Source organism: Rhizobium sp. PAMB 3174, assembly GCF_052908375.1.
On the sequence record NZ_CM128608.1, the window covers coordinates 3,199,997 to 3,223,114 of the forward strand.

24 protein-coding genes are annotated in these 23,118 nt (G+C 62.8%); 22 read left to right on the top strand and 2 right to left on the bottom strand.

The genetic code is table 11. The features are described from left to right. Positions 1-66 precede the first annotated feature (66 nt). The 5 genes from pyrF to ACU5AY_RS15390 all read left to right on the top strand — a co-directional run bounded on the left by pyrF (position 67) and on the right by ACU5AY_RS15390 (position 3,398). A complete protein-coding gene (pyrF, locus tag ACU5AY_RS15370; protein ID WP_446829030.1) occupies positions 67-774 on the top strand; it encodes an orotidine-5'-phosphate decarboxylase in 708 nt (235 codons plus the stop codon). A gap of 35 nt (positions 775-809) precedes the next feature. Beyond that, the gene (locus tag ACU5AY_RS15375; RefSeq protein ID WP_446825560.1) at positions 810-1,097 is read left to right on the top strand and encodes a DUF1330 domain-containing protein; all 288 of its coding nucleotides are present in this window, start codon (positions 810-812) and stop codon (positions 1,095-1,097) included. Positions 1,098-1,241: 144 nt separating this feature from the next. Continuing rightward, on the top strand, positions 1,242-2,222 hold the full coding sequence (locus ACU5AY_RS15380; protein WP_446825561.1) for a complex I NDUFA9 subunit family protein: 981 nt from the start codon (positions 1,242-1,244) through the stop codon (positions 2,220-2,222). 4 nt (positions 2,223-2,226) lie between these two features. After that, a complete protein-coding gene (locus ACU5AY_RS15385; RefSeq protein ID WP_446826851.1) occupies positions 2,227-2,988 on the top strand; it encodes a sulfite exporter TauE/SafE family protein in 762 nt (253 codons plus the stop codon). 245 nt (positions 2,989-3,233) lie between these two features. Further along, on the top strand, positions 3,234-3,398 hold the full coding sequence (locus ACU5AY_RS15390) for a hypothetical protein (RefSeq protein ID WP_446825563.1): 165 nt from the start codon (positions 3,234-3,236) through the stop codon (positions 3,396-3,398). Between the two features lie 69 nt (positions 3,399-3,467). On the opposite strand, the gene ACU5AY_RS15395 is transcribed toward ACU5AY_RS15390, so the two are convergent. Beyond that, positions 3,468-4,265, bottom strand: coding sequence for an undecaprenyl-diphosphate phosphatase (locus tag ACU5AY_RS15395; RefSeq protein WP_446826852.1), 798 nt, complete (start codon positions 4,263-4,265; stop codon positions 3,468-3,470). A gap of 344 nt (positions 4,266-4,609) precedes the next feature. Between ACU5AY_RS15395 and ACU5AY_RS15400 the strand changes: the two genes are divergently transcribed. The 13 genes from ACU5AY_RS15400 (at position 4,610) to guaA (ending at position 18,209) form a co-directional block, all read left to right on the top strand. Then, positions 4,610-5,302 carry a glutathione S-transferase family protein gene (locus ACU5AY_RS15400; protein WP_446826853.1) on the top strand — a complete coding sequence of 231 codons (693 nt, stop codon included), beginning with the start codon at positions 4,610-4,612 and terminating at the stop codon, positions 5,300-5,302. A gap of 14 nt (positions 5,303-5,316) precedes the next feature. Further along, the gene (gene queG, locus ACU5AY_RS15405; RefSeq protein WP_446829031.1) at positions 5,317-6,459 is read left to right on the top strand and encodes a tRNA epoxyqueuosine(34) reductase QueG; all 1,143 of its coding nucleotides are present in this window, start codon (positions 5,317-5,319) and stop codon (positions 6,457-6,459) included. Continuing rightward, positions 6,459-7,340 carry an SDR family oxidoreductase gene (locus ACU5AY_RS15410; protein WP_446829032.1) on the top strand — a complete coding sequence of 294 codons (882 nt, stop codon included), beginning with the start codon at positions 6,459-6,461 and terminating at the stop codon, positions 7,338-7,340. The genes queG and ACU5AY_RS15410 overlap by 1 nt, the downstream gene beginning before the upstream one ends. Positions 7,341-7,611: 271 nt before the next feature. Next, positions 7,612-7,974: a septal ring lytic transglycosylase RlpA family protein gene (locus ACU5AY_RS15415; protein WP_446825566.1), complete on the top strand. Its 363-nt coding sequence runs from the start codon at positions 7,612-7,614 to the stop codon at positions 7,972-7,974. A 166-nt stretch (positions 7,975-8,140) separates the two neighbouring features. Further along, complete coding sequence (locus ACU5AY_RS15420; RefSeq protein WP_446826854.1) at positions 8,141-9,430, top strand: RsmB/NOP family class I SAM-dependent RNA methyltransferase; 1,290 nt, start codon at positions 8,141-8,143, stop codon at positions 9,428-9,430. 222 nt (positions 9,431-9,652) lie between these two features. Next, positions 9,653-10,990, top strand: a complete 1,338-nt coding sequence (locus ACU5AY_RS15425; RefSeq protein WP_446829033.1) for an imelysin family protein — start codon at positions 9,653-9,655, stop codon at positions 10,988-10,990. Between the two features lie 52 nt (positions 10,991-11,042). Next, positions 11,043-12,584 carry a di-heme oxidoreductase family protein gene (locus ACU5AY_RS15430; protein ID WP_446826855.1) on the top strand — a complete coding sequence of 514 codons (1,542 nt, stop codon included), beginning with the start codon at positions 11,043-11,045 and terminating at the stop codon, positions 12,582-12,584. Next, positions 12,584-13,693, top strand: a complete 1,110-nt coding sequence (locus tag ACU5AY_RS15435; protein ID WP_446826856.1) for an imelysin family protein — start codon at positions 12,584-12,586, stop codon at positions 13,691-13,693. Before ACU5AY_RS15430 ends, ACU5AY_RS15435 begins: the two co-directional genes overlap by 1 nt. 4 nt (positions 13,694-13,697) lie before the next feature. After that, entirely contained in the window at positions 13,698-14,795 is a 1,098-nt protein-coding gene (locus ACU5AY_RS15440) for a DUF1513 domain-containing protein (RefSeq protein ID WP_446826857.1), read from the top strand. Positions 14,796-14,824: 29 nt separating this feature from the next. Continuing rightward, positions 14,825-15,277, top strand: a complete 453-nt coding sequence (locus ACU5AY_RS15445; protein WP_446826858.1) for a TspO/MBR family protein — start codon at positions 14,825-14,827, stop codon at positions 15,275-15,277. Between the two features lie 73 nt (positions 15,278-15,350). Further along, positions 15,351-15,791, top strand: coding sequence for a PaaI family thioesterase (locus ACU5AY_RS15450; RefSeq protein ID WP_446825573.1), 441 nt, complete (start codon positions 15,351-15,353; stop codon positions 15,789-15,791). Continuing rightward, complete coding sequence (locus ACU5AY_RS15455) at positions 15,788-16,435, top strand: 5'-methylthioadenosine/S-adenosylhomocysteine nucleosidase (RefSeq protein ID WP_446826859.1); 648 nt, start codon at positions 15,788-15,790, stop codon at positions 16,433-16,435. Before ACU5AY_RS15450 ends, ACU5AY_RS15455 begins: the two co-directional genes overlap by 4 nt. A 190-nt stretch (positions 16,436-16,625) precedes the next feature. Continuing rightward, complete coding sequence (guaA, locus tag ACU5AY_RS15460; protein WP_446826860.1) at positions 16,626-18,209, top strand: glutamine-hydrolyzing GMP synthase; 1,584 nt, start codon at positions 16,626-16,628, stop codon at positions 18,207-18,209. A 147-nt stretch (positions 18,210-18,356) separates the two neighbouring features. On the opposite strand, the gene ACU5AY_RS15465 is transcribed toward guaA, so the two are convergent. Further along, positions 18,357-19,277 (bottom strand): LysR family transcriptional regulator, encoded by a 921-nt coding sequence (locus tag ACU5AY_RS15465; RefSeq protein ID WP_446826861.1) that lies wholly within the window; start codon positions 19,275-19,277, stop codon positions 18,357-18,359. A 287-nt stretch (positions 19,278-19,564) separates the two neighbouring features. Between ACU5AY_RS15465 and ACU5AY_RS15470 the strand changes: the two genes are divergently transcribed. The 4 genes from ACU5AY_RS15470 (at position 19,565) to ACU5AY_RS15485 (ending at position 23,115) form a co-directional block, all read left to right on the top strand. Beyond that, positions 19,565-20,641, top strand: a complete 1,077-nt coding sequence (locus tag ACU5AY_RS15470) for an MFS transporter (RefSeq protein ID WP_446826862.1) — start codon at positions 19,565-19,567, stop codon at positions 20,639-20,641. Between the two features lie 40 nt (positions 20,642-20,681). Continuing rightward, the gene (locus tag ACU5AY_RS15475; protein ID WP_446826863.1) at positions 20,682-21,458 is read left to right on the top strand and encodes an SDR family NAD(P)-dependent oxidoreductase; all 777 of its coding nucleotides are present in this window, start codon (positions 20,682-20,684) and stop codon (positions 21,456-21,458) included. Between the two features lie 176 nt (positions 21,459-21,634). Then, positions 21,635-22,684 (top strand): NAD-dependent epimerase/dehydratase family protein, encoded by a 1,050-nt coding sequence (locus ACU5AY_RS15480; protein ID WP_446826864.1) that lies wholly within the window; start codon positions 21,635-21,637, stop codon positions 22,682-22,684. Positions 22,685-22,764: 80 nt separating this feature from the next. Beyond that, entirely contained in the window at positions 22,765-23,115 is a 351-nt protein-coding gene (locus ACU5AY_RS15485) for an arsenate reductase (protein WP_446826865.1), read from the top strand. The last annotated feature ends 3 nt before the right edge of the window (positions 23,116-23,118 follow it).

Below are 23,118 nucleotides of genomic sequence, written 5' to 3' on the forward strand. Positions count from 1 at the left end.
TTCCCTTGCCCTCGACGGCGTCCCGTGCGACTTGGAGCCGGCTGAAATCGGACGAGGGATCGAATGATGAGTGCACGCGACAGGCTGATCGTCGGGCTGGATGTTCCAACCGTTGCGGAGGCGGAGAAGATCGTCTCGCAGATCGGCGACGACATTTCCTTCTACAAGATCGGCTATCAGCTGGTGTTCGCCGGCGGGCTCGAATTTGCCCGCGAACTTGCCGAAAGCGGCAAGAAGATCTTCCTCGACATGAAGCTCCTCGACATCGACAACACCGTGGCGCACGGGGTCGAGAACATCGCCAAGATGGGCATGAGCATGCTGACGCTGCATGCCTATCCGAAGGCGATGAAGGCCGCCGTCGAAGCCGCGAAGGGCTCCGGGCTCTGCCTGCTCGGTGTCACCGTACTGACCTCCATGGATGACGGCGATCTTGCCGACGCCGGCTATGCGACGGACGCGAAGAGCCTCGTCGCCAGACGGGCGGAACAGGCGCGCGCGGCCGGCATGGGCGGCATCGTCTGCTCGGCCGGAGAAGCGACCGCCGTCCGCGGCATCCTCGGCCCCGACATGGCCGTGGTCACGCCGGGCATTCGCCCCGCCGGCGCCGACAAGGGCGACCAGAAGCGGGTGATGACGCCGGGCGAAGCCATTCACGCCGGCTCGAGCCACCTGGTCGTCGCGCGGCCAATCGTGAAGTCGGACGACCCGAAGGCCGCGGCGCGGGCGATCCTCGACGAGATGCATGCCGCGCTCTGGCCGGCGAACAACTGACATCGACAGCAACAAAACCAGACAGGGAGAGAACGATGGCCAAGGGATACTGGATCGCTCACATGGATGTGCGGGACCCCGAAAACTACAAGCAGTATGTAGCTGCCGCGAAGCCGGCGTTCGAGCGCTTCGGCGCGAATTTCCTGGCCCGTGGCGGAGAAGTGATCGAGTGCGAAGGCAAGCCGCGCGCCCGCAACGTCATCATCGAGTTTCCGTCGCTGCAGGCGGCGCGTGACTGCTACAACTCGCCCGAATACCAGGAAGCCATCAAGATCCGCCAGAAATACGCGGATGGAGAACTGATGCTGGTCGAGGGCGTCTGAGCAGCGAGCAGGCTTCGCAATTGCAACAAAAGACTGCAAAAGCGCTTTCCATGCGGCGAGTTGGCACTTCACCTCGAATGCCAATTCGGCTAGAGACGAAATGAGCTCACTGAAAGACGCCTATTCATTGCCGAGGAGCATGCCATGACTCTTGCCAACCTTCCTCCACTCGTCACCGTGTTCGGAGGGTCCGGTTTCGTGGGACGCCATGTGGTGCGCGCGCTTGCCAAGCGCGGCTACCGGATCCGCGTCGCGGTCCGCCGCCCGGATCTCGCCTGGTTCCTGCAGCCCGCCGGCAATGTCGGGCAGATTTCCTTCGTGCAGGCGAACCTGCGCTACCGCGCCTCGATCGATGCCGCCGTCGCGGGTGCGGACCATGTCGTCAACTGCGTCGGCATCCTGTTCGAAAGCGGCCGCCAGACTTTTGATGCCGTCCAGGAATTCGGCGCCAGGGCCGTGGCGGAAGCCGCTCGCAATGCCAATGCCAGCCTGACCCACATCTCGGCGATCGGCGCCGACGCATCAGCTGAATCCACCTATGCCAGCACCAAGGGCAAGGCGGAGGCTGCCGTTCTGTCGATCAAGCCGGACGCCGTCATCCTGCGCCCGTCGATCGTGTTCGGCCCGGAAGACGACTTCTTCAACAAGTTCGCCAACATGGCCCGCTTCATGCCCTTCCTGCCGCTGATCGGCGGCGGCAAGACGAAGTTCCAGCCGGTCTATGTGGAAGACGTGGCAGAAGCCGTCGCCCGCTCCGTCGACGGCAAGGTCGCCAAGGGCAAGATCTACGAGCTCGGCGGTCCGCAGGTACTGACCTTCAAGCAGTGTCTGGAAACCACGCTGGCGGTCATCTTCCGCAAGCGTCCGCTCGTTTCCATCCCCTTCGGCATTGCATCGATGATCGGCAGCATCGCCTCGATGATCCCGTTCATCGCACCGCCACTCACCCCCGACCAGGTGACGCTCCTGAAGAGCGACAATCTCGTTTCCCCGGAAGCCGAGGCGGAAGGCCGGACGCTGAAGGGCATCGGCATCACGCCCGTGATCCTGCAGTCGGTCCTGCCGTCCTACCTCGTGCGCTACCGTCAGCACGGACAGTATACTAACAGCGGCAAGGCTGCCTGATCCCATGCTTCAAACGCTCCTGCCGCCCGACCTTCATCCGGCGGCAGCAGCCGTTCTCGTCATCGTCAGTTTCTTCACCTCCGCGCTGACCGCCACGTTCGGCATCGGCGGCGGGGTGACCATGCTTGCGGTACTGAGCTTCTACATGCCGGTGGCGGCATTGATCCCCGTCCACGGCGCCGTGCAGCTCGGCTCCAATGCCGGGCGGGCCGTCATGCAGCGCGCGGACATCGCCTGGCCGCAGATCGGCGCCTTTCTGGTCGGTGGGCTCGTCGGCGCGGGTCTGGGTAGCCGCGTCGTCGTGGCGCTCCCCGAAGCCGTGCTCGAACTGGCGCTCGGGACGTTCATCATCCTCGTCACCTGGATCAAGTTTTCAAAAATGCGGGCGATGAACCTGCCGGGTTTCGCCGCGACCGGAGCCGTCACCACCTTCGCCAGCATGTTTTTCGGGGCAACCGGGCCGTTGAACGCGGCCGCCTTCGACAAGTCCTTCGACGATCGCAAGACGCTGGTGGCGTCGCTTGCCGCCGTCATGACGATCCAGCATCTCCTGAAGATCATCGCCTTCGGTTTCGCCGGCTTCGTATTCTCGGACTGGCTGCCGCTCGTCGCGGCCATGATCGTCACCGGGCTGGCCGGCACCAGGACGGGGCTGGCAATCCTCGGCAGGCTGCCTGAAGACATCTTCCGCATCGGCCTCAAATGGCTGTTAACCCTGATCGCGCTCGACATGCTCTGGCGCGGCGTCGATGGCCTTATTTGGTAGGTGCGAAGGGGAACAAACAGGTTCCCGCCGCGTTTTCGTCATGAAGATGCCGGCTTGCAGACACAGATCCGATACGGAACAAGTTGCACAAAAGCATCAGATGAAAATTACTGCCGTTAATCGAAGGTTCAACATGTTCCTGTTATTGTCTGACGGCAGTTTGCGGAATAGAAGGCCCGCCACAGAGCGCGCCGTATTTGACAAACTTCTATCAGCGCGTATCGCAAATTTCGGGGGCAAATTTCATGGGTAAAGCGATTGCAATCTTTTTCGCCGGTGCGGCTTTGATCGTGCTGGCCGGCTTTGCGCTCGCACCTTCTACCGTCGCAGCCATCAACAGCAAGTGCTCGCCCGCTTACGGCGTTGATCCCTGCAGCAGCGAACTGACGGCGTCGATCCCGACCAAGTGATCGAAAGCAGTTTCATCGTCATAGTGTGAAAAAGGCCGTCTCGAATGCGAGGCGGCCTTTTCCTTTTTCTCAGATGACCCAGCCGGCATAGACCATGCCGAGAAGCGCGATGCCAAATACGATCCGGTAGATCGCGAAGGCCGTGAAACGGTGGGTGCGGATATAGGACAGCAGCCACTTGACGGCGATGAAGGCCGTGATGGTGGAGACGACGAAGGCGATTGCCAGGGCCATCCAGTCCTCACCCGGCGCACCGCCGTCCTTGAATGTCTTCAACAGTTCGTAGGCGCTGGCCGCATACATGGTTGGAATGCCGACCAGGAAGGCGAATTCGGTTGCCGCCGCGCGGCTGCCGGTGCCGGCGATCATGGCGATGAAGATGGTTGCGGCCGACCGCGACGTTCCCGGAAAGACGCCGGCGACGACCTGGGCCAGGCCCACCAGCAGCGCCACGGTCCAGGTGATGCGCTTGCTTTGCGGCCTGGTGGCCGCGACCCGTTCCGCCGCGATCATCCAGATGCCGCCAATGATCAGCGCCCAGGCGATCGGCGTGACATTTTCCGGCAGTTCGAAGCCCATCTTCTTGACGATGAGGCCGAGAACGGCGGTGACGAGGAAAGCGGCTGCAAGCTTGAAGACGTAGTCGCGGATCTCGGGATCGCGCCAACCGGTCAGGAAAGACAGGATGCGCCGCCAGTAGATGAAGGTGACGGCGAGAATCGCGCCTGCCTGGATCACGATGTTGAACATGTCGGAGCGATGCCCGAGCCACTGTTCGGCGATGATCAGGTGGCCGGTCGAAGAGATCGGCAGAAACTCGGTTATGCCTTCGATGACGCCAAGGATGATTGCGTCGATGTAGCCCATCTCATTCTCCGTGTTCAGATGGTTTCAGAGCCCGGGCCGGGAGGCGATCCGGGGTATTCCCGAGGCCTTGGGCGAGAGCCGCCCCTCTTCGTCGTCACTGCTATGCAACTCGAAGCGGGAGCGCGGCTTACCAAACGGCGGGAAAAGCTCCCTCCCCGTCAATCATGGCCTTTTGCAGGCGATGCCATGAAATGTCCATTTTCCGATGTTTGATCGCCCGTGCAATAAGGCTGCGCCAGACGATCAGCGGCTCTTCCCTAATTCTTTCTTAATTTGCAGACGCTAAAAGACATTTTGCGCCTGTTTTACCAAACGCTCACTCCAACCGGCCAGAAAACTCAAGCATGCCAGTTCTCTACCACCATCCGATGTCCTCGGCGTCCCGCTTCGTTCGACTGATCCTTGCCGAGTACGGCTTTCAGGTGGAGCTTATGGAGGAAAGGCCCTGGGAAAAGCGCAAGGAATTCCTCTCGCTCAATCCGGCCGGCACCCTGCCCGTCTATGTCGACAACAGCATGCGCACCCTTTCGGGTGCCGGCGTCATCTCCGAATTCATGGACGAGACGCACGGCGCACTGAAGCGCGACCGCCGATTGCTGGCCGAAGATCCGTTCCAGCGCGCGGAAATCCGCAGGCTGATGGAGTGGTTCCTGCACAAACTGGAAACGGACGTGACCCGGCCGCTGGTGCGCGAGCGCGTCTACAAGCTGCAGATGCGCCCCGACGAGGGTGGCGGCGCGCCGGATTCCAAGGTGCTGCGCACCTCGCGGGCCAATATCCGCCAGCACATGAAATATCTCACCTGGCTTGCCGGTTCCCGGCCATGGCTTGCCGGCAGCCGCATCAGCTATGCGGACCTTGCGGCAGCGTCCGCGGTTTCCATTCTCGACTATATGGGCGAGATCGACTGGGCCGATGCGCCGGTCGCCAAGGAATGGTACCAGCGGCTGAAGTCGCGGCCATCCTTCCGGCCGCTTCTGACCGAGCGTGTACGCGGGCTGACACCTGTGTCACACTACGCCGATCTGGATTTCTAACCGAGGATCAGCCCATCAACCGGCAGGATGACAAGAGCCGGAAGCGTCGCGAAACGCTGACCGCCTTCGTGCGCGCGGAGGCGAAGGCGCAGGGCTTCGACCTGTGCCGGATCACGTCCGCCGCATTGCCGGACAAGGCGGCTGCGGACCTCGGCGCCTTCGTCGCCAACGGGCACCACGGCACCATGGAATGGATGGCCGAGACGCTGGACCGGCGCGGCGATCCGCGCACGCTCTGGCCCGAGGCGCAATCCGTCGTGGTCTTCGCCATGAATTACGGTCCAGACGAGGACCCACGCCTGCTGCAGGCCGCGCCGGAGACAGCGGCCATTTCCGTCTACGCCCGCAACCGCGACTATCACGACGTCATCAAGGGACGGCTGAAGGAGATCGCCACGCGCTTTGCGGCGCGCGCCGGCGAGGACGTGAAGGTCTTCGTCGATACCGCACCGGTGATGGAGAAGCCGCTCGCCGCCAAGGCCGGCATCGGCTGGCAGGGCAAGCACACCAATCTGGTGAGCCGTGAATTCGGTTCCTGGCTGTTCCTCGGCTCGATGTTCACGACGGCGGAGCTCGACTGCGACCCGCCGGAGGTCGATCATTGCGGCTCCTGCCGCGCCTGTCTCGACGCCTGCCCGACAGAAGCCTTTCCCGCGCCCTACCGGATCGATGCGCGCCGCTGCATTTCCTATCTCACCATAGAACACAGGGGCCCGATCGAGCGGAGCCTTCGCGAACGGATGGGCAATCGCATCTATGGCTGCGACGATTGCCTGGCCGCCTGTCCGTGGAACAAGTTCGCGCAGGCCGCGAGCGAAATGAAGCTCAAGGCCCGCGATGATTTATCCGCCCCGGACATCGCCCTGTTCCTGTCCTTCGACGACGCTCGCTTCCGTAGTTTCTTTTCAGGTTCTCCGGTCAAGCGCATTGGCCGCGACCGCTTCGTGCGCAACGTGCTGATCGCAGCCGGTAATTCCGGGGCTTCAGCACTTGTCGCACCCTGCAGGGCATTGCTCGATGACAGCGCACCGGACGTGCGGGCCATGGCGGTCTGGGCACTATCGCGGCTTTTGCCGCCGGATGAATTTCAGGCGTTGCGCTCCATCTCGACAAGCGAGACGGATCCGGACGTCCTCAGCGAATGGGAAGCCGCATGATGCATGTGATGATTTTCGGCGCCGGCTATTCCGGCAAGGCGATTGCCAACGCGATGCCGGAGGCGGCGCGTCTCTCCGGGACGACGCGCTCGGTGGAGAAGATGGCGGCGCTGACGGAACACCGCATCGAGCCGTTTCTCTTCGACGGCAACGCGATGAGCGACGCCCTGCTGTCGGAACTCAAAAGCGTGACGCATCTGGTTCAGTCGATCGCGCCGGACGCCCATGGCGATCCGCTCTTGAAGCTGATCTCCGACTGCGTGGGCAAGAGTGGACTGAAGACCCTGATGCCCAAGCTGGTGTGGACGGCCTATCTTTCCACCGTCGGGGTCTACGGCGATCACGACGGTGCCTGGGTGGACGAGACGAGCGAATGCCGCCCGGTGTCGGCCCGCTCGCGTCAACGCGTCATGGCGGAAGAGCAGTGGATGGCGGCCTGCACGGCGGCCGGGCTGCCGCTGGCGATCCTCCGGCTGTCCGGCATTTACGGGCCGGGCCGCAACACCTTCCGCAACATCGAAAAAGGCACGGCGAGACGGCTGGTCAAGAAGGACCAGGTGTTCAACCGGATCCGCTTGGAGGACATCGGGGCGGCCACCCGTTTTCTCGTCGACCGGATGGCCGACGGCATCTTCAACGTTACAGACGACGAGCCGGCGCCGCCGCAGGACGTGGTCATGGAGGCCTGCCGCATCGCCGGCGTCGAGCCGCCGCCGGAGCAGGATTTCGAGACCGCAGAGCTGACGCCGATGGCCCGCTCCTTCTACGGCGAAAACAAGCGCGTCTCCAATCGCAAGATCCGCGGCATGGGATTTTCGTTCCAGTTTCCCGACTACCGGACGTCGCTCGCCGACCTGTGGCGGGCCGAAAATCGGCGCTGACGAGCAGGGTTCCGGAATTTTTTTCTGACAGATTGTCGCACTTGCGACGGTAATTTCTTACCCGTCGAAATTCATCAAGCAACGTCTGATTTCATTAACGTTTTTAGGGAATATTTTACTCATGGCGCCACGATACTGCATATACCGACAATCGATCCCGTCAGTATATCCAGTATAACAATTCAGAGCGGCGGCACATTTTGGCCATTTTCTGCCTTTTGAGGTAGCCGCGAACGTACGGAACACGCCCCGTGTGAAAGGATTACCTGTTTTGATGAAACTGTCCCGCTCTATTGCCGCAGGCGCGGCGATGGCCGCTCTGGCCGTTGCGCTCTCCCCGGCAACATCGGCTGCAAGTCAATGTGGAAAAGCATCCTGGTATGCTCTGCATTCGAAAACCGCCTCCGGCGAACGCATGAATCCCTCAGCCTTCACCGCCGCTCATCGCAAGCTGAAGTTCGGGACCAAGCTCAAGGTCACCAACGCCAAGAACGGCAAGAGCGTGATCGTCCGCGTCAACGATCGCGGCCCGTTCATTCGCGGACGGGTGATCGACCTTTCCAAGGGCGCCGCCGTGAATATCGGCATGGTCAGCTCCGGCGTTGCCAAGATCTGTTACGACATCATCGAATAATGCGCCTGCAGGCGGCGAAGACTTGCTCTCGCCGTCATTCATGGCTACGAGGCTCAACCTGACGTCCGGGATCGCTCCAATGAGGAACGATCCCGGACGTCAGGTTTTTTGTTTGCCTTTTCCGCAATGTTGAAAACACTTGTCGGAAGCATCTTGGAGACATGCCATGCGCCTGGGCGGTAGGCTTGCCGGAGCCATCGAAATCCTCGAGGACATCGAGACGCGCAGGCGTCCCGTCGCCGATGCGCTGAAGGATTGGGGGCTCGCCCACCGGTTCGCCGGTTCGGGCGACCGCTCCGCGATCGGCAACATCGTCTACGACGCGCTGCGGATGAAGCTTTCGCATGCATGGCTGATGGACGACGACAGCGCGACGGCGCTCGGCTACGGCGTTCTCATCCGGCAATGGGGCATGAGCCCGGAAAGCCTGGCGGCGGAATTCGACGGCGACCGCTTTGCGCCGCCGCCATTCAGCGAGGCCATGGCATCAGCCCTTTCGAGCCGCAACCTCGGCGATGCGCCGGAGCACGTTCAGGGCGACATTCCCGAATGGGTGCTACCCGCCTTCCAGGCAAGCTTTGGCGACGACTGGCTCGTCGAGGCACAGGCGCTCAACAGCCGCCCGTCGCTGGATCTTCGCGTCAATAGCCTGAAGGCCGACCGCGCCAAGGTGCTGAAGGCGCTCGATCGCGCCGGCGCCGAGGCCTGCCGTATTGCCAGGCTGGGGCTGCGCATTCCGCCGGGCGAGGGCCAGTCGCGGCTGCCGAACGTCACTGCGGAACTTTCCTTCCAGAAGGGCTGGTTCGAGGTGCAGGACGAAGGGTCGCAGATCGTCGCAGATCTCGCCGGCGCGCATGAAGGCGAACAGGTGCTCGACTATTGCGCCGGCGGTGGCGGCAAGACGCTGGCAATGGCTGCATCCATGGGCAACAAGGGTCAGGTGCATGCCTTCGACGCGGACCGCAAACGGCTGGCGCCGATCATCGAGCGGCTGAAGCGGGCCGGCACGCGCAATGTGCAGGTTCACGACAACGAAAAGGCACTGGCGCAACTCGGCGACCGCTTTGACCGGGTCCTGGTCGACGCCCCCTGCACTGGCACCGGTACATGGCGCCGCCGCCCCGACACCAAGTGGCGGCTGTCAGACAAGAACCTTGAGGAACGGACCGGCCAGCAGGCTGCCGTGCTCGAAGCCGCGGCGAAATTCGTCCGGCCGGGCGGCAAGCTCGTCTACATCACCTGCTCGATCCTGCCGGAGGAGAACGAGAAGCAGATTGCCCGCTTCCTCGACAGCCATCCGCAATTTGCAGCCGTGCCCGCCATGCCGCTCTGGTCAGGCCTGTTTGGCGACGATACCCCCAAGCCGCATTCCGCCGAAGGAAACAGCCTGACGCTGACGCCGGCGTCGACCGATACCGACGGCTTCTTCTTCGCCATGCTGGAGCGGCGCGGCTGAGACATGCGCCGCATCGCCGACGGGCGTGGTTCCGCCCGCCCGCATGGCATCCGGCGAAGGCGCTTCGGGGGCCCGGAAATTTTCCGCTAAAATAACTAGATTATTTGACACCAGTTTATTTTTGCGCGAAGAACAGGCTCCGCATCAGGGGACTATGGCTTGCAAGAGCTGAAAGGAGAGATCATGACACGGACAAGATCCATCGCCGCAACGCTGGCACTTATGACCGCCTCGGTGGCTTTCGTGCTGCCGGCAGTAGCTCAGGAGCAGAAGCCTGCCGCAGCTGCGACCGCCGAAGACACCGCAGCGAAGGCCGCGGCCGAGACGGAAGCTCAGAAGGCGAAGGACGAGGCTCTTGCGAAGCAGGAAGCCGATGTCGTCAACCATTACATCGAGCTGGCACGAGCAAAGTACGGCGACTCCCTGGAAACCGCCAAGGCGCTTGATGCTGCCATCGACGCTTTCCTGACGCAGCCGAGCAAGGAGACCCAGGACGCAGCCAAGGCCGCCTGGATCGCCGCCCGCGTGCCCTACCAGCAGACGGAAGTCTACCGCTTCGGCCATGCCGCCATCGACGACTGGGAAGGCGACGTCAATGCCTGGCCGCTCGACGAAGGCCTGATCGACTATGTCGACGCCTCATACGGCACCGAAAGCGACGAGAACCCGCTCTACACGGCCAACGTCATCGCCAACAAGACGATCAAGATCAACGGCGCCGATGTCGACGTTTCGGTGATCACCCCGGACCTCCTGAAGAACACGTTGAAGGAAGCCGGCGGCGTCGAGGCCAACGTCTCGACCGGCTACCACGCCATCGAATTCCTGCTGTGGGGCCAGGACCTGCACGGCACCGGACCCGGCGCCGGCGAGCGTTCCTACACCGACTACATCATCGGCGACGGCTGCACGCACGGCAATTGCGACCGCCGCGCCGCCTATCTGAAGGCCGCCTCGACGCTGCTCGTCAGCGACCTCGAGGAAGCGGTCGCCATGTGGGCACCGGACGGCGCTGCCGCCAGCCCTGATCTCGCCGATCCGAAGGTGGGCATCACAGCCCTTCTGACCGGCATGGGTTCGCTCTCCTACGGCGAGCTTGCCGGCGAGCGCATGAAGCTCGGCCTGCTGCTGCACGATCCGGAAGAAGAGCATGATTGCTTCTCCGACAACACCTACAACTCGCACCTCAACGACGCGATCGGCATCGCGTCTGCCTATACCGGCGAATACACCCGCCCGGACGGCACCAAGATGACCGGCCCGTCGCTCTCGGCCCTGGTCGCCTCGATCGATCCGGCGCTGGACGAGGAAATGCGCACGAAGCTGAACACCACGCTCGACGCCATGCACAAGATGGCGGAGCGCGGCGAGAAGGTCGAGAAGTACGACCAGATGATCGGCGAGGGCAACACCGAGGGCAACGCTGTCGTACAGGCGGCCATCGACGGCCTGACGGATCAGACGAAGACCATCCAGCGCGTCATCGCGGCCCTCAACCTCGGCAATATCGAGCTTGAGGGTTCGGACAGCCTCGATTCTCCGAACGCCGTCTTCCAGTAATCAGCCAAGGACAGCCGGCTCCGCAACAGCGGGGCCGGCTTCGACTTTTGACATGATCTTCCGTCCGGGCTGTTTCATCGCTTTGTGCCTGTTTGCCGGCACTGCGGCCCCGTCTGTCCTTTTCGCCACATCGGCAGAGGAACTCCCCTTCCCTTCCAAACGGACCGATCTCAGCGCCGCCGACCTGGCGCGGGTCGCCGACGTCACCCGACCGGCAACCGATTTTTCCCGCGCGGAAGCCTTCGAGGCCATGCAGGGCGGTGCCCTGACGTCGCGCGAAGCCGCCGGCCGCACCGCCTTTTCGCAGCCCTCCGCCAATCTAGTTGGCGACCAGCCGCTGGACTTCCAGCTCGGCAACGCCCTGTTCCGCAAGTTCTGGGTGGCCTCGCCGTCCTCGACGCAGGCCTCCGATGGGCTTGGGCCTCTCTACAACGCCCGCTCCTGCCAGAGCTGTCACCTGAATGACGGACGCGGCCAGCCGCCGCGCGCCGATGGCGACGCGACCTCGATGTTCCTGCGGCTGGCGCGGCCGGCCGAAACGGAGGCGGAGAAAGCGGCGCTCGCCGATCACCTTTCCCTCAATTTCCCTGACCCCGTCTACGGCAGGCAATTGCAGGACGTCGCCGTGCCCGGCATCGCGGCGGAAGGCAAGGTCGCGGTCAATTACACGGAAGAGACCGTCACGCTTGCCGGCGGCGAAACCGTCAACCTGCGCAAGCCGCATTACGAGGCGACCGACCTTTCCTATGGACAGCTTTCGAAGGCGACCACCATTTCGGCGCGGATAACGCAGCCGATGCTCGGCCTCGGATTGATCGAGGCGATTGCTGACGCCGATATCCTTGCCCATGCCGATCCCGACGATGCGGATGGCGACGGCATTTCCGGAAAGGCCTCGATCGTCCGCGACCATCTGAGCGGCAAGATCGCCGTTGGCCGGTTCGGCTGGAAGGCGCAGAACGCGACGGTGCGCGACCAGGCGGCCGACGCGCTGTCCGGCGACATCGGCATTTCCTCGCCCGACCGGCCGGACCCATATGGCGACTGCACCGATGCCGAGACCGCCTGCCGGAACGCGGCCAATGGCGTGCAACTGCGGCTTGGCAAGACGGAGGCACCGCCGCCGGTGCTCGATCTCATCACCTTCTATTCGGAAAACCTGGCGGTGCCGGCGCGGCGCGATGCGGATACACCCACGGTGCTGCGCGGCAAGCAGGCCTTCTACCAGGCCGGCTGCGCTGCATGTCACATCCCGAAGTTCGTGACCCGGCGCGATGCCGGCGGAACGGCGCAGTCCTTTCAGCTGATCTGGCCCTATTCCGATTTCCTGCTGCATGACATGGGTGACGGTCTCGCCGACGGCCAGCAAGTGGGCCTGGCAGGCGGAAGGGAGTGGCGCACGCAGCCGCTTTGGGGTATCGGACTGACAGAGACCGTCAGCGGACATACGTTCTTCCTGCATGACGGTCGCGCCCGCAATCTGACGGAGGCGATTCTCTGGCACGGGGGCGAGGCGCAGGCGGCCAGGGATGCGTTTGCCGCGCTGGCGCCCGACGAGAGAAAATCGCTACTGACATTCCTGGAGTCGCTTTGATGCAAAGAGCCCTTATCGCCACCGCCCTGACAATCCTGATCGCCGGCGGCTCGATTGCCAATGCGCAGGAATCCGACGCCCCGCCGCCGTCCATCAACGAGCAGGCGATCCCGACCGTGCTGGAGAAGGCCGTCGACGGCTTCATCCGCCCGGGCTACCACAAGCTGCACGAGAGCGCCGCCAAGATGGTGACGGCGATGGACGCGCTCTGCGCCAGCCCCGACAGCGGCACCTATCAGAGCGCCCTTTCCGCCTATGCCGGCACGGTGGACGCCTGGTCGCGCATCGAGATCGTGCGCGTGGGACCGGCGCTCGACAATCACCGCTTCGAACGCATCCTGTTCTTCCCGGACCGCAAGAGCATCGGCCTGAAGCAGGTACAGGAGGCGATCGCCACCAAGGACGCCACCGCGACGGACCCGAAGACGCTGGCGGACAAGAGCGTGGCGATGCAGGGGCTCGGCGCGCTGGAATTCGTGCTGTACGGCACGGGTTCCGACGAACTGCTGAAGGCGCCGGGCAGCTATCGCTGCCGGTTCGGCGATGCGATCGCAAAGAACATCGAGGAGATTTCCGGCGAACTGACCGCAGCCTGGGACGATCCGCAGGGCGTCGCGGCCTCCTGGAAGCAGCCGGGCCCGAACAATCCGGTTTTCCGTGACGGCAACGAGGCGATCACCGCACTTCTCGGTATTCTCGTCCATGCGGGCGAGACCGTGCGCGACGAACGCATCGAGTATTTCTACGGCGGCGCCAACAAGCAGGATTTCCCGCATCGCGCCATTTACTGGCGGTCACAGCTCACCTGGGCCTCGATCGAGGCGAATGTCGAGGCGATCGACGAGCTCTTCAAGTCGTCCGGCATGGTCGATCTGCTCGATCCGAGCATGCGCTCGATTGCAGGCTCGATCGATTTCGTCACCAATTCCGTGCTCAAGGCGGCAAAGGCGATGGATCCGGATATCGACCGGCTGCTCGGCGACGAAAAGAAGCGCAGCAAGATCGAGTTCGTGGTCATCAACATGAAGGACCTCGTCTTCCGCCTCAACAATGATTTCGGTGGCGCGATCGGCCTTGGTGCCGGCTTCTCCTTCTCGGACGGAGACTGATGCCTTGGCCGGACGGTTGCTGATCGACCGCAGGGACTTCGTGATAGCGGCGGGCCTTGCCTTCCTCGGCGGGCTGGCGCCCAGGGCCGCGTTTGCGCTGTCGGACGCCGACGCCGTCTACGCGTCGGGTTTCAGGGCGGCGGACGGCTCCTTCGGCATCGCGACGATCTCCGAGCGCGGCGAGATCATCGACCGCTCGAAACTACCGGATCGCGGGCACGGCCTCGCCTACAGCCCCTCCGCAAACCGCATCGCCGTCTTCGCCCGCCGGCCGGGCACCTATGTCATGGTGATCGACCGGGCGATGCGGCAGAAGCCTGCCGTCATCACCTCCGTCGCCGACCGGCATTTCTACGGCCATGGCGCCTTCTCGCCGGACGGGCGGTTTCTCTACGCCTCGGAAAACGACTTTGCCAATGCGCGCGGCATGATCGGCGTCTATGACGGAAATGACGGCTATCGCCGCATTGCCGAGTACCAGACCTACGGTGTCGGCCCGCACGATCTGACGGTCACGCCTGACGGCCGCACGCTGATCGTCGCCAATGGCGGCATCGAGACGCATCCGGATTTCGGCCGCACGAAGCTCAACCTCGACCACATGCAGCCGTCGATCACCCTCGTGGATGCCTCCGACGGACGCCTGATCGAGAAGCATGGACTGCCGAAGCAGCTCTTCCAGCTTTCCACCCGGCACCTGGCGATCGCCGGCGACGGTCGCATCTGGTTTGCCTGCCAGTACGAGGGGCCGCGCAACGACCTGCCGCCGCTCGCCGGATTTCTCAACAAGGGCGAGCCGCTGACCTTCGTCGACCTGCCCGACGAGACGACCGTGGCGCTTGCCAATTATGTCGGCGCAATCGCCGTCAATGATCGTGACGGACTGGTCGGCCTGACGTCTCCCAAGGGCGGAAGGCTGGTCAGCATCGACCAGAGGACCGGTCAGGTCGTGGCCGAGACGGATATCCCGGACGCCGCCGGTGTCGCCGGCGGGAGCCACGGCTTTGCGGTCTCAAGCTATTCCGGGCGATTGGCCGAGACGGCAAGCCGGGTCAACTGGGACCAGCATCTGGTGCGGGTCAAGGCCGCAGGGGCTGGCTAAAGCGCGACAAGTCCCCTATCTCTACACACATGAAAACCATCTGGATCTACGCTTTCTTCATCGCGATGACGGTCGCCGGCGGTCTGGTGATCGGCATCAGCAATCCTCCGGGCGAATGGTACGCGGCGCTTGAGAAGCCGTTCTTCAATCCGCCCGCCTATGTGTTCGGCCCCGTCTGGACCATTCTCTATGTCCTGATAGGCGTGGTCGGTGCCCGCGCCTATCTGCAGCGCGGCGCGGGCGACACGCTGAACCTGTGGTTCGTGCAGCTCGGCTTCAACTTTCTCTGGTCGCCCGCCTTCTTCCGGCTGCAGAGCCCGTCCGTTGCGCTTGGCGTCATCATTCTGCTGCTTGTCAGCATTCTGGCGCTGATGATGGCAACACGAACGCGCGACCGCCTTTCGGTGTGGCTGCTCGCCCCCTACGCACTCTGGGTGGCCTTCGCGACGCTCTTGAATGCGACGATCGTCTTTTTGAACTGACGATCCAACTCCGCCTTGCCCAACGTCGGCCCGCATGCCAATTTCGCAACTGCGAAGAGAGTGGGGAGAGGCAATGGCGAACAGCAATTTCGAAGAGCGGATCCGGCAGAGTTTTTCACGCCAGGCGGCGATGACGCTGATCGGCGCGGAGTTGACGCGCGTCAGCCAGGGTACCGTGGAGATCGAGCTGCCCTTCGACATGAAGCTCACGCAGCAGCACGGCATCCTGCATGCCGGCGTCATCTCCGCCGCGCTCGACACCGCCTGCACCTATGCTGCCTATACGCTGATCGAACCGGATACCTCCATCCTGACGATCGAGTTCAAGGTCAACCTGATGGCGCCGGGGCGCGGCGAGCGCTTCCTGTTTCGCGGCGAGATCACCAAGCCGGGAACGAACATCATCGTGGCGGACGGACGGGCCTATGAGATCAGCGACGGTCCGGCACGACTGATCGCCTCGATGACCGGAACGATGATGGCATTTCGCGGCCGCGAAGGGTTTGCCGGATGACATTCGAACTGCATGTATCATCCGGAAAGTCCGTGCTCTTCGTCATGGCAGTCGCCGCCGAATACGGCCCCCACCTGCGGGCCCGCTTCAAGCCGTTGATGACCGGTGTCGGTCCGGTGGAGGCCGCGGTGCAGCTGACACGGACGCTGGCGAGGCTGGAAGCCGAAAGCCGCCTGCCGGATCTCATCGTGTCGCTCGGCTCCGCGGGATCGGCCGTGCTCGAGCAGACCGAGGTCTACCAGGCCTCGTCCGTCAGCTACCGCGACATGGATGCCTCGCCGCTCGGCTTCGAGAAGGGTCTGACGCCGTTTCTCGACCTGCCCCATACCGTTCCGCTGACGCCCGCCATTCCCGGCCTGAGGGCCGCCAGCCTTTCCACCGGCGCCAACATCGTTTCCGGCGCCGCCTATGACCTGATCCCGGCCGAGATGGTGGACATGGAGACATTCGCTGTGCTGCGCGCCGCCATGGCCTTCGATCTGCCGCTTGTGGCCTTGAGAGGCATTTCAGACGGCAAGAAGGAACTCAGCCACGTCGACGACTGGACGGAATATCTCCATGTCGTCGACGAGAAGCTGGCTGCAGCCGTCGATCAGCTTCTTGCTGCGATCACGAACGGTCTGCTGGATAGATTGCCGGCCTGACGGCGACCATCGGCTGCGACCTGCAATTGTAGGGTTCGAGAAGGCCCGGAAGCAGGACAATTGAGGCAATAAAACCCGGAAATCCGGTATTCACGGATTGAAAAAGGCCAGCGATTTCTCTACTCGCATATTCGCAATCCCGACGGAAAACCGGGTTCCACTTTTCCTGGATTTGCTTTAAAGGCTCGCCATGACCCAGACAGCGCACCCCCATCCCGAAACCATCCTGATCATCGACTTCGGCAGCCAGGTTACCCAGCTGATCGCCAGACGCGTCCGCGAGACCGGCGTCTATTGCGAGATCTGGCCTTACCAGAGCGCCGACGAGGGCTTTGCCAAGCTTAAACCGAAGGGTGTGATCTTCTCCGGCGGCCCTGACTCGGTGACCCGCGAGGGCAGCCCCCGCGCGCCACAGGCGGTGTTCGACAGCGGCGTGCCGATCCTCGCCATCTGCTACGGCCAGCAGACGCTGGCGACCCAGCTCGGCGGCAAGGTCGAAGGCGGCCATGCGGCGGAGTTCGGACGGGCGGACGTGAAGATCCTGAAGTCCTCGCCGCTGTTCGACGGTTTCTGGGAAGTCGGCGGCAGCTACCCGGTCTGGATGAGCCACGGCGACCGCGTCACTGAGGCCCCGGAAGGCTTCGAGATCATCGGCACCTCACCGAACGCGCCGTTCGCGATCTGCGTCAACGAGGACAAGCGCTACTACACCACCATGTTCCATCCGGAAGTGGTGCACACGCCGGATGGCGGCAAGCTGCTCGCCAATTTCGTGCACAAGATCGTCGGCCTGCATTCCGACTGGACGATGGCGGCCTACCGCCAGGAAATGATCCAGAAGATCCGCGACCAGGTCGGCTCCGAGCGCGTGCTCTGCGCCCTGTCGGGCGGCGTCGACAGTTCCGTTGCCGCCGTGCTGATCCACGAGGCGATCGGCGACCAGCTGACCTGCGTCTATGTCGACCACGGCCTGATGCGGCTTGGCGAAACCGAGCAGGTCGTCTCGATGTTCCGCGACCATTTCAACATCCCGCTCGTGCATGTCGATGCATCGGACCTCTTCATCGGCCAGCTGGAAGGCGAAGTCGATCCGGAGAAGAAGCGCAAGATCATCGGCCGCCTGTTCATCGAGGTGTTCGAGGAGCAGGCCAAGAAGATCGCCGAGGACGGCAAGGGTTCGCCGAGTTTCCTCGCCCAGGGCACGCTCTATCCGGACGTCATCGAAAGCGTCTCGTTCTCCGGCGGCCCGTCGGTGACGATCAAGAGCCACCACAATGTCGGTGGCCTGCCGGAACGCATGAACATGAAGCTGGTCGAGCCCCTGCGCGAACTGTTCAAGGACGAGGTGCGTGCGCTCGGCCGCGAGCTCGGCATTCCGGAAAGCTTCATCGGCCGCCACCCCTTCCCCGGCCCGGGCCTCGGCATCCGCCTGCCCGGCGGCGTAACCCGCGAAAAGCTCGACATCCTTCGCAAGGCGGATGCGATCTATATCGACGAAATCAAGAAGGCAGGCCTCTACGACGAAATCTGGCAGGCCTTCTCGGTTCTCCTGCCGGTGCAGACCGTCGGCGTCATGGGCGACGGCCGCACCTATGACCGGGTGCTAGCGCTGCGCGCCGTGACCTCCGTCGACGGCATGACGGCAGACTTCTTCCCCTTCGACATGAACTTCCTCGGCCGCGTCTCGACCCGCATTATCAACGAGGTCAAGGGCATCAACCGCGTCGTCTACGACGTCACGTCGAAGCCGCCCGGCACGATCGAGTGGGAGTGACGGGGATGCTGCTGGATAGTTGGGGCTAGTCTAGCGTAGGTTGTCCTTCGGTCGTTCTCGAATAGCAACGACAGGCAGTGTTTCGTCCACAGCAGTATTCTCCTTGGCCAATTCGCGTAGTCGCCCATTGTCGGGATGCGAGAGCGATTAATAGCCGTCTGGCGTTTCTGTCCTTGTGAGTTCGGCGCAGAAATTCAGAAAGGCGCGGACCTTCGCCGCCGGGTGGCGGCGGGACGGGTGAATGGCGTAAAGCGGAAAGGTCTCGTCCGGCCAGTCGGGAAAGAGATCAATCAGTGCGCCGCTGGCGATCCAGTGCGCGGTGCCGAGGGACATGACCTGCGCCACGCCGGCTCCTGCCAGGCAGGCCTGCAGCATGGTGTTCACATCGGTCAGCAGGAGCGGACCGGTCGTCGGGACAGGCAGGACCTCCCTGCCGCGCTGCAATTCCCATTCGAAAGGACGGCCCGTCAACGGATTGCGGAACTGGATGCAGGCATGCTCTGACAGATCCTCCGGTCTTTTGGGCCTGCCGCGAGCTTCGAGATAGGAGGGTGCGGCCACAGTCAAGATGCGCGTCTCCATCAAAAGCCGTGAGATCAGCGAGGACGACGGCTGTGGCCCGAAACGCACGGCAACGTCCATGCCTTCCGAAACCAGATCGCCCACATCGTCGCGGGTGTGGATTTCGATCTGCAGTTCGGGGAAACGCTTCGTGAAGCTGCCGAGATGCGGCGCCAACACCAGTCCGGAAAAGAACGGATCAACATTGACCCGCAAACGGCCGCGCACTGCGCTCGCGGCCCCTGATGCAGCGCCCGCCGCCTCCTCTATACCTTCCAGATGCGAGACGACGGCCTCATAAAAGCGCGCGCCCTCATCCGTCAGGTGCAGCGATCGGGTCGTCCTGTTGAACAGTCGGATGCCCAGCCGGTTCTCCAGCCGCGAAATCGATCGGCTGATCCCGGAAGGGGTGAGGCCCAGCATCTCGGCTGCCCCCGCAAACGTGCCTCTTTCGACAACGGCGGCCAGCACGCCAACGCCGGACAGGATACGGCCGTCAAAATTCATGCCCGATACTCCGCATGTTTCGTCTTTGTCGATCATCGATAGGTGACTTTCAGTCATGAATGATACGACAAATCGACGTTACACGCATCAGCCTTTCACCGGCATGGTAGGCCGAACCTGAAAAACGGAGATTTGGCATGACTGACCACGCTATTCCTCAACATCGTGGAGAGCCCGCTCCAAAGGCGGCCTTTATCGGTGAAATCAAACGGCGCTCACCTCTGGCCGAAGCGCTTGCCGTTGTCGCGCTTTCACTTGGAACATTCGCTTTCGTTAGCACGGAACTGATGCCCATCGGGATCCTTCCGCAGATGGCGGAAGGCGTCGGCGTATCACTCGGGCAGGCCGGGTTCTTGGTGACTGGTTTCGCGTTGCTCGTGGCAATCGCCGCCACGCCGTTGACGGCAGCTACACGCCACTGGAACCGCAAATGGCTGATGCTCAGCCTTCTGCTCGCCTGCACGCTCGGCAATGTGCTGACCTATTTTTCGGAAAACTATGCGGTGCTTCTGGCAAGCCGGCTGATCGTTGCCGCCGCCATCGGCATTTTCTGGTCGACGGCGGCCAGCATGGCAGTTCGGATCGTTCCCGAAAAACACGCTGTCCGCGCCACCTCGGCAGTCTATGGCGGGCTTGCGCTCGCCTCTGTGCTTGGCATTCCCGCCGGCACGTTTCTCGGAAATTATGCCGGCTGGCGCATCGTCTTCATCGCGCTTGCGGTCCTTTCCCTCGCCGTTTTCATCAAGATGTGGCTGACCCTGCCCAATATTGCCGCAAGCCATAACGGCAGGTACAGCACGGTTGCCGAGGCGTGGCGCGAGCGGCCCCTGCGCGCGGCAGTCTACGTGACCACACTCATCATGATGGCGAATTTCCTCGCCTTCACCTATATCGCCCCCTTCCTCGAACAGATCACGGGTTTCGAGACGTCATGGATCGGCGGCCTACTGCTGGCCTATGGCGCTGCAGGTCTTGTCGGGAATTTCGGCATCGGGCCAATCATGGCGCGCGGCTATCGGCCCACGCTTTTTGTTACGATGATCGTCCTGATCGCCAGTATCGCAGTGCTCAGCTTTGCCGGCACGAATCGCGGACTTGTCATTGCGCTGCTTCTGATCTGGGGCGCGGCCTATACCGCCTTGCCGGTCCTCATGCAGACCTGGGTGTTCAAGGCGGCGGCCCATCTGAACGGTGCCGAGGCGCCGTCCTCACTCTATGTGTCGGCCTATAATGGCGCGATTGCCGCCGGCGCGCTGGTCGGCGGGCTAATCGTCGATCATGCCGGCCCCTGGTCGATCATGCCGATCTCGGCGCTCATCGGCATTCCCGCATTGCTGATTGCCCTGAAACACGCACCGAAATGACAAGGCAGCCGACATGAGTGTCAACACAGGGAGAAGATCATTGTCGCGAATCTTCATCACCGGCTCCTCGACGGGCCTTGGGCTGATGACAGCCGCCTTGCTGGCGGAGAAAGGGCATGAGGTCGTCCTGCATGCCAGAAACGACGAACGGGCCAAGGCCGCCATGGCGGCCCTGCCTGCAGCCCATGCGGCGGTCGTTGGCGATGTCTCGACCATTCGCGCCACCATGCGGCTTGCCGAAAAAGCCAACCGGCATGGTCCCTATGACGCGGTCATCCACAATGTCGCCGTCGGCTACCGCGAGCCGCAGCGTATCGAAACCGGCGATGGCCTGCCGCATGTCTTTGCCGTCAACACGCTGGCGCCGTTCATCCTGACGGCGCTGATCGAAAGGCCGAAACGGCTCGTCTATCTGAGTTCCGGTCTTCATCGCAATGCATCGGCCGATCTTGACGACATCACGTGGGAGAAGCGCCGTTGGGATGGAACTATGGCCTATTCGGAAAGCAAACTGCACGATGTGCTTCTGGCCTTTGCCTTCGCCAGATATTGGCCGGACGTCCTGTCGAACGCGCTCGAACCCGGCTGGGTGCCAACGCGCATGGGCGGGCCGGCGGCAACCGACGATCTCGACCAGGCGCATCGGACGCAGACCTGGCTTGCGGTCAGCAATGATCCGGCCGCGGTGGTGACGGCGGGGTATTTCTATCACATGCGGCCCCGCGAGGTTCATGCCGTCGCCCGCAATCATCAGCAACAGGATCGTCTGATCGAGATCTGCGAACGTCTGTCGGGGTTAAAACTCGACATCCGATGATGCCAAGCGCTCACCATCCAGCATCGAGGCTGCGTGAAACCTTCGCGCAGCTTCATCCTTGGGAGAGGGATAAGAGCACATTGCGAGCTTTAGGCTCGGACAAGGTTGAAGCGACAGTCTGCCGCGCAGGGAAACCGGCATGCCATGACGCGTGCCCGCGTGAGGACATCGTCTCCATGAACATTCTTGTCGTCGGCAACCAGGGTTATGTCGGGCCAGTGCTGATCAGGCATCTGCGCGAGCGCTTTCCGGAATCGGCGATCTGCGGTTACGACACCGGCTATTTCGCGCATTGCCTGACGGGCGCCACATCAAGCCCGGAAGTGCTGCTCGACGCGCAGTATTACGGCGACGTGCGCAGCTTCCCGACACATTTCTACGAGGATTTCGATGCGATCGTGCTGCTGGCGGCGATCTCCAACGATCCGATGGGCAACCAGTTCGAGGATGTGACGCGCGACATCAACAATCTCTCCTGCTGCGAGATCGCCCGCGGCGCGGTCGAGGCCGGTGTCGAGCGTATCGTGTTCGCGTCGAGCTGCAGCATGTATGGCGCGGCGAGCGGCGTGGCGAAGACCGAGACGGACGAGCTTAACCCGCTGACGGCCTATGCGCGCTCGAAGGTCGACACCGAGACCTTCCTCGAACAGCTGGACCAGGACGTGGCGACGATCACATCGCTGCGCTTTGCCACGGCCTGTGGCATGTCCGACCGGCTGCGGCTCGACCTCGTGCTCAACGATTTCGTCGCCTCGGCTCTCGTGACCGGTAAGGTCACCGTGCTCTCCGACGGCTCGCCCTGGCGGCCGCTGATCAGTGTGAAGGACATGGCGCGGGCCATCGAATGGGCGCTCATCCGCGATCCCGAAGAAGGCGGGCGCTATCTCGCCGTCAATGCCGGGTCCAATCGCTGGAACTATCAGGTGAAGGACCTGGCCGAAGCCGTGGTCGCCGCCATTCCGGGCTCGGTGCTCGACATCAATTCCGATGCGCCGCCGGACAAGCGGTCCTACAAGGTGGATTTCTCGCTCTACGAACGCCTCGCCCCGGATCACCAGCCGCTCGCCACGCTGGAGGGCACGATTGCCGAACTGGTCGACGGGGTCAAACGCATCCCCTGGCTGAGCGCTGATTTCCGCACGTCCAACTTCATGCGCCTCAACGTCATCAAGGGACACCTTGAGCGCGGGACGCTCGACAGCAGCCTGCTGTGGACCGGCCGGTAGACGGTTTTGCCGCGGAGTGACCTTTTCCAGCGCGTTCGCTGCGGCTAAGCAGGAGCCGCAACAAGAAGCGAGGGCATGGCATGGCGGTCACCATCTACGGCATCAAGAACTGCGACACAATGAAGAAGGCATTCACCTGGCTCGGCGAGCACGATGAAGCCTATGACTTCCACGACTACGAGAAGCAGGGCGTGACGGAGGAGAAGCTCCGGGAATGGTGCGCCAAGGCGGGCTGGAACAAGGTGATCAACCGGGCCGGCACGACCTTCAAGAAGCTGTCCGACGAGGACAAGCAGGATCTCGACGAGGCAAAGGCGATCGCCCTGATGGTCAACCAGCCTTCGATGATCAAGCGGCCGGTGATCGAGAAGGACGGCCGGATCGAGATTGGTTTCAAGCCGGACGCCTACGCGGCGTTTTTCGCATCCTGAGGC

Excerpts from the sequence above, each read along its gene's own strand:
- pyrF (WP_446829030.1), top strand. The coding sequence starts at position 67 with ATGAGTGCACGCGACAGGCTGATCGTCGGGCTGGATGTTCCAACCGTT.
- ACU5AY_RS15375 (WP_446825560.1), top strand. The coding sequence starts at position 810 with ATGGCCAAGGGATACTGGATCGCTCACATGGATGTGCGGGACCCCGAA.
- ACU5AY_RS15380 (WP_446825561.1), top strand. The coding sequence starts at position 1,242 with ATGACTCTTGCCAACCTTCCTCCACTCGTCACCGTGTTCGGAGGGTCC.
- ACU5AY_RS15385 (WP_446826851.1), top strand. The coding sequence starts at position 2,227 with ATGCTTCAAACGCTCCTGCCGCCCGACCTTCATCCGGCGGCAGCAGCC.
- ACU5AY_RS15390 (WP_446825563.1), top strand. The coding sequence starts at position 3,234 with ATGGGTAAAGCGATTGCAATCTTTTTCGCCGGTGCGGCTTTGATCGTG.
- ACU5AY_RS15395 (WP_446826852.1), bottom strand. The coding sequence starts at position 4,265 with ATGGGCTACATCGACGCAATCATCCTTGGCGTCATCGAAGGCATAACC.
- ACU5AY_RS15400 (WP_446826853.1), top strand. The coding sequence starts at position 4,610 with ATGCCAGTTCTCTACCACCATCCGATGTCCTCGGCGTCCCGCTTCGTT.
- ACU5AY_RS15410 (WP_446829032.1), top strand. The coding sequence starts at position 6,459 with ATGCATGTGATGATTTTCGGCGCCGGCTATTCCGGCAAGGCGATTGCC.
- ACU5AY_RS15420 (WP_446826854.1), top strand. The coding sequence starts at position 8,141 with ATGCGCCTGGGCGGTAGGCTTGCCGGAGCCATCGAAATCCTCGAGGAC.
- ACU5AY_RS15425 (WP_446829033.1), top strand. The coding sequence starts at position 9,653 with ATGACCGCCTCGGTGGCTTTCGTGCTGCCGGCAGTAGCTCAGGAGCAG.
- ACU5AY_RS15430 (WP_446826855.1), top strand. The coding sequence starts at position 11,043 with ATGATCTTCCGTCCGGGCTGTTTCATCGCTTTGTGCCTGTTTGCCGGC.
- ACU5AY_RS15435 (WP_446826856.1), top strand. The coding sequence starts at position 12,584 with ATGCAAAGAGCCCTTATCGCCACCGCCCTGACAATCCTGATCGCCGGC.
- ACU5AY_RS15445 (WP_446826858.1), top strand. The coding sequence starts at position 14,825 with ATGAAAACCATCTGGATCTACGCTTTCTTCATCGCGATGACGGTCGCC.
- ACU5AY_RS15450 (WP_446825573.1), top strand. The coding sequence starts at position 15,351 with ATGGCGAACAGCAATTTCGAAGAGCGGATCCGGCAGAGTTTTTCACGC.
- ACU5AY_RS15455 (WP_446826859.1), top strand. The coding sequence starts at position 15,788 with ATGACATTCGAACTGCATGTATCATCCGGAAAGTCCGTGCTCTTCGTC.
- guaA (WP_446826860.1), top strand. The coding sequence starts at position 16,626 with ATGACCCAGACAGCGCACCCCCATCCCGAAACCATCCTGATCATCGAC.
- ACU5AY_RS15465 (WP_446826861.1), bottom strand. The coding sequence starts at position 19,277 with ATGAATTTTGACGGCCGTATCCTGTCCGGCGTTGGCGTGCTGGCCGCC.
- ACU5AY_RS15470 (WP_446826862.1), top strand. The coding sequence starts at position 19,565 with ATGCCCATCGGGATCCTTCCGCAGATGGCGGAAGGCGTCGGCGTATCA.
- ACU5AY_RS15480 (WP_446826864.1), top strand. The coding sequence starts at position 21,635 with ATGAACATTCTTGTCGTCGGCAACCAGGGTTATGTCGGGCCAGTGCTG.
- ACU5AY_RS15485 (WP_446826865.1), top strand. The coding sequence starts at position 22,765 with ATGGCGGTCACCATCTACGGCATCAAGAACTGCGACACAATGAAGAAG.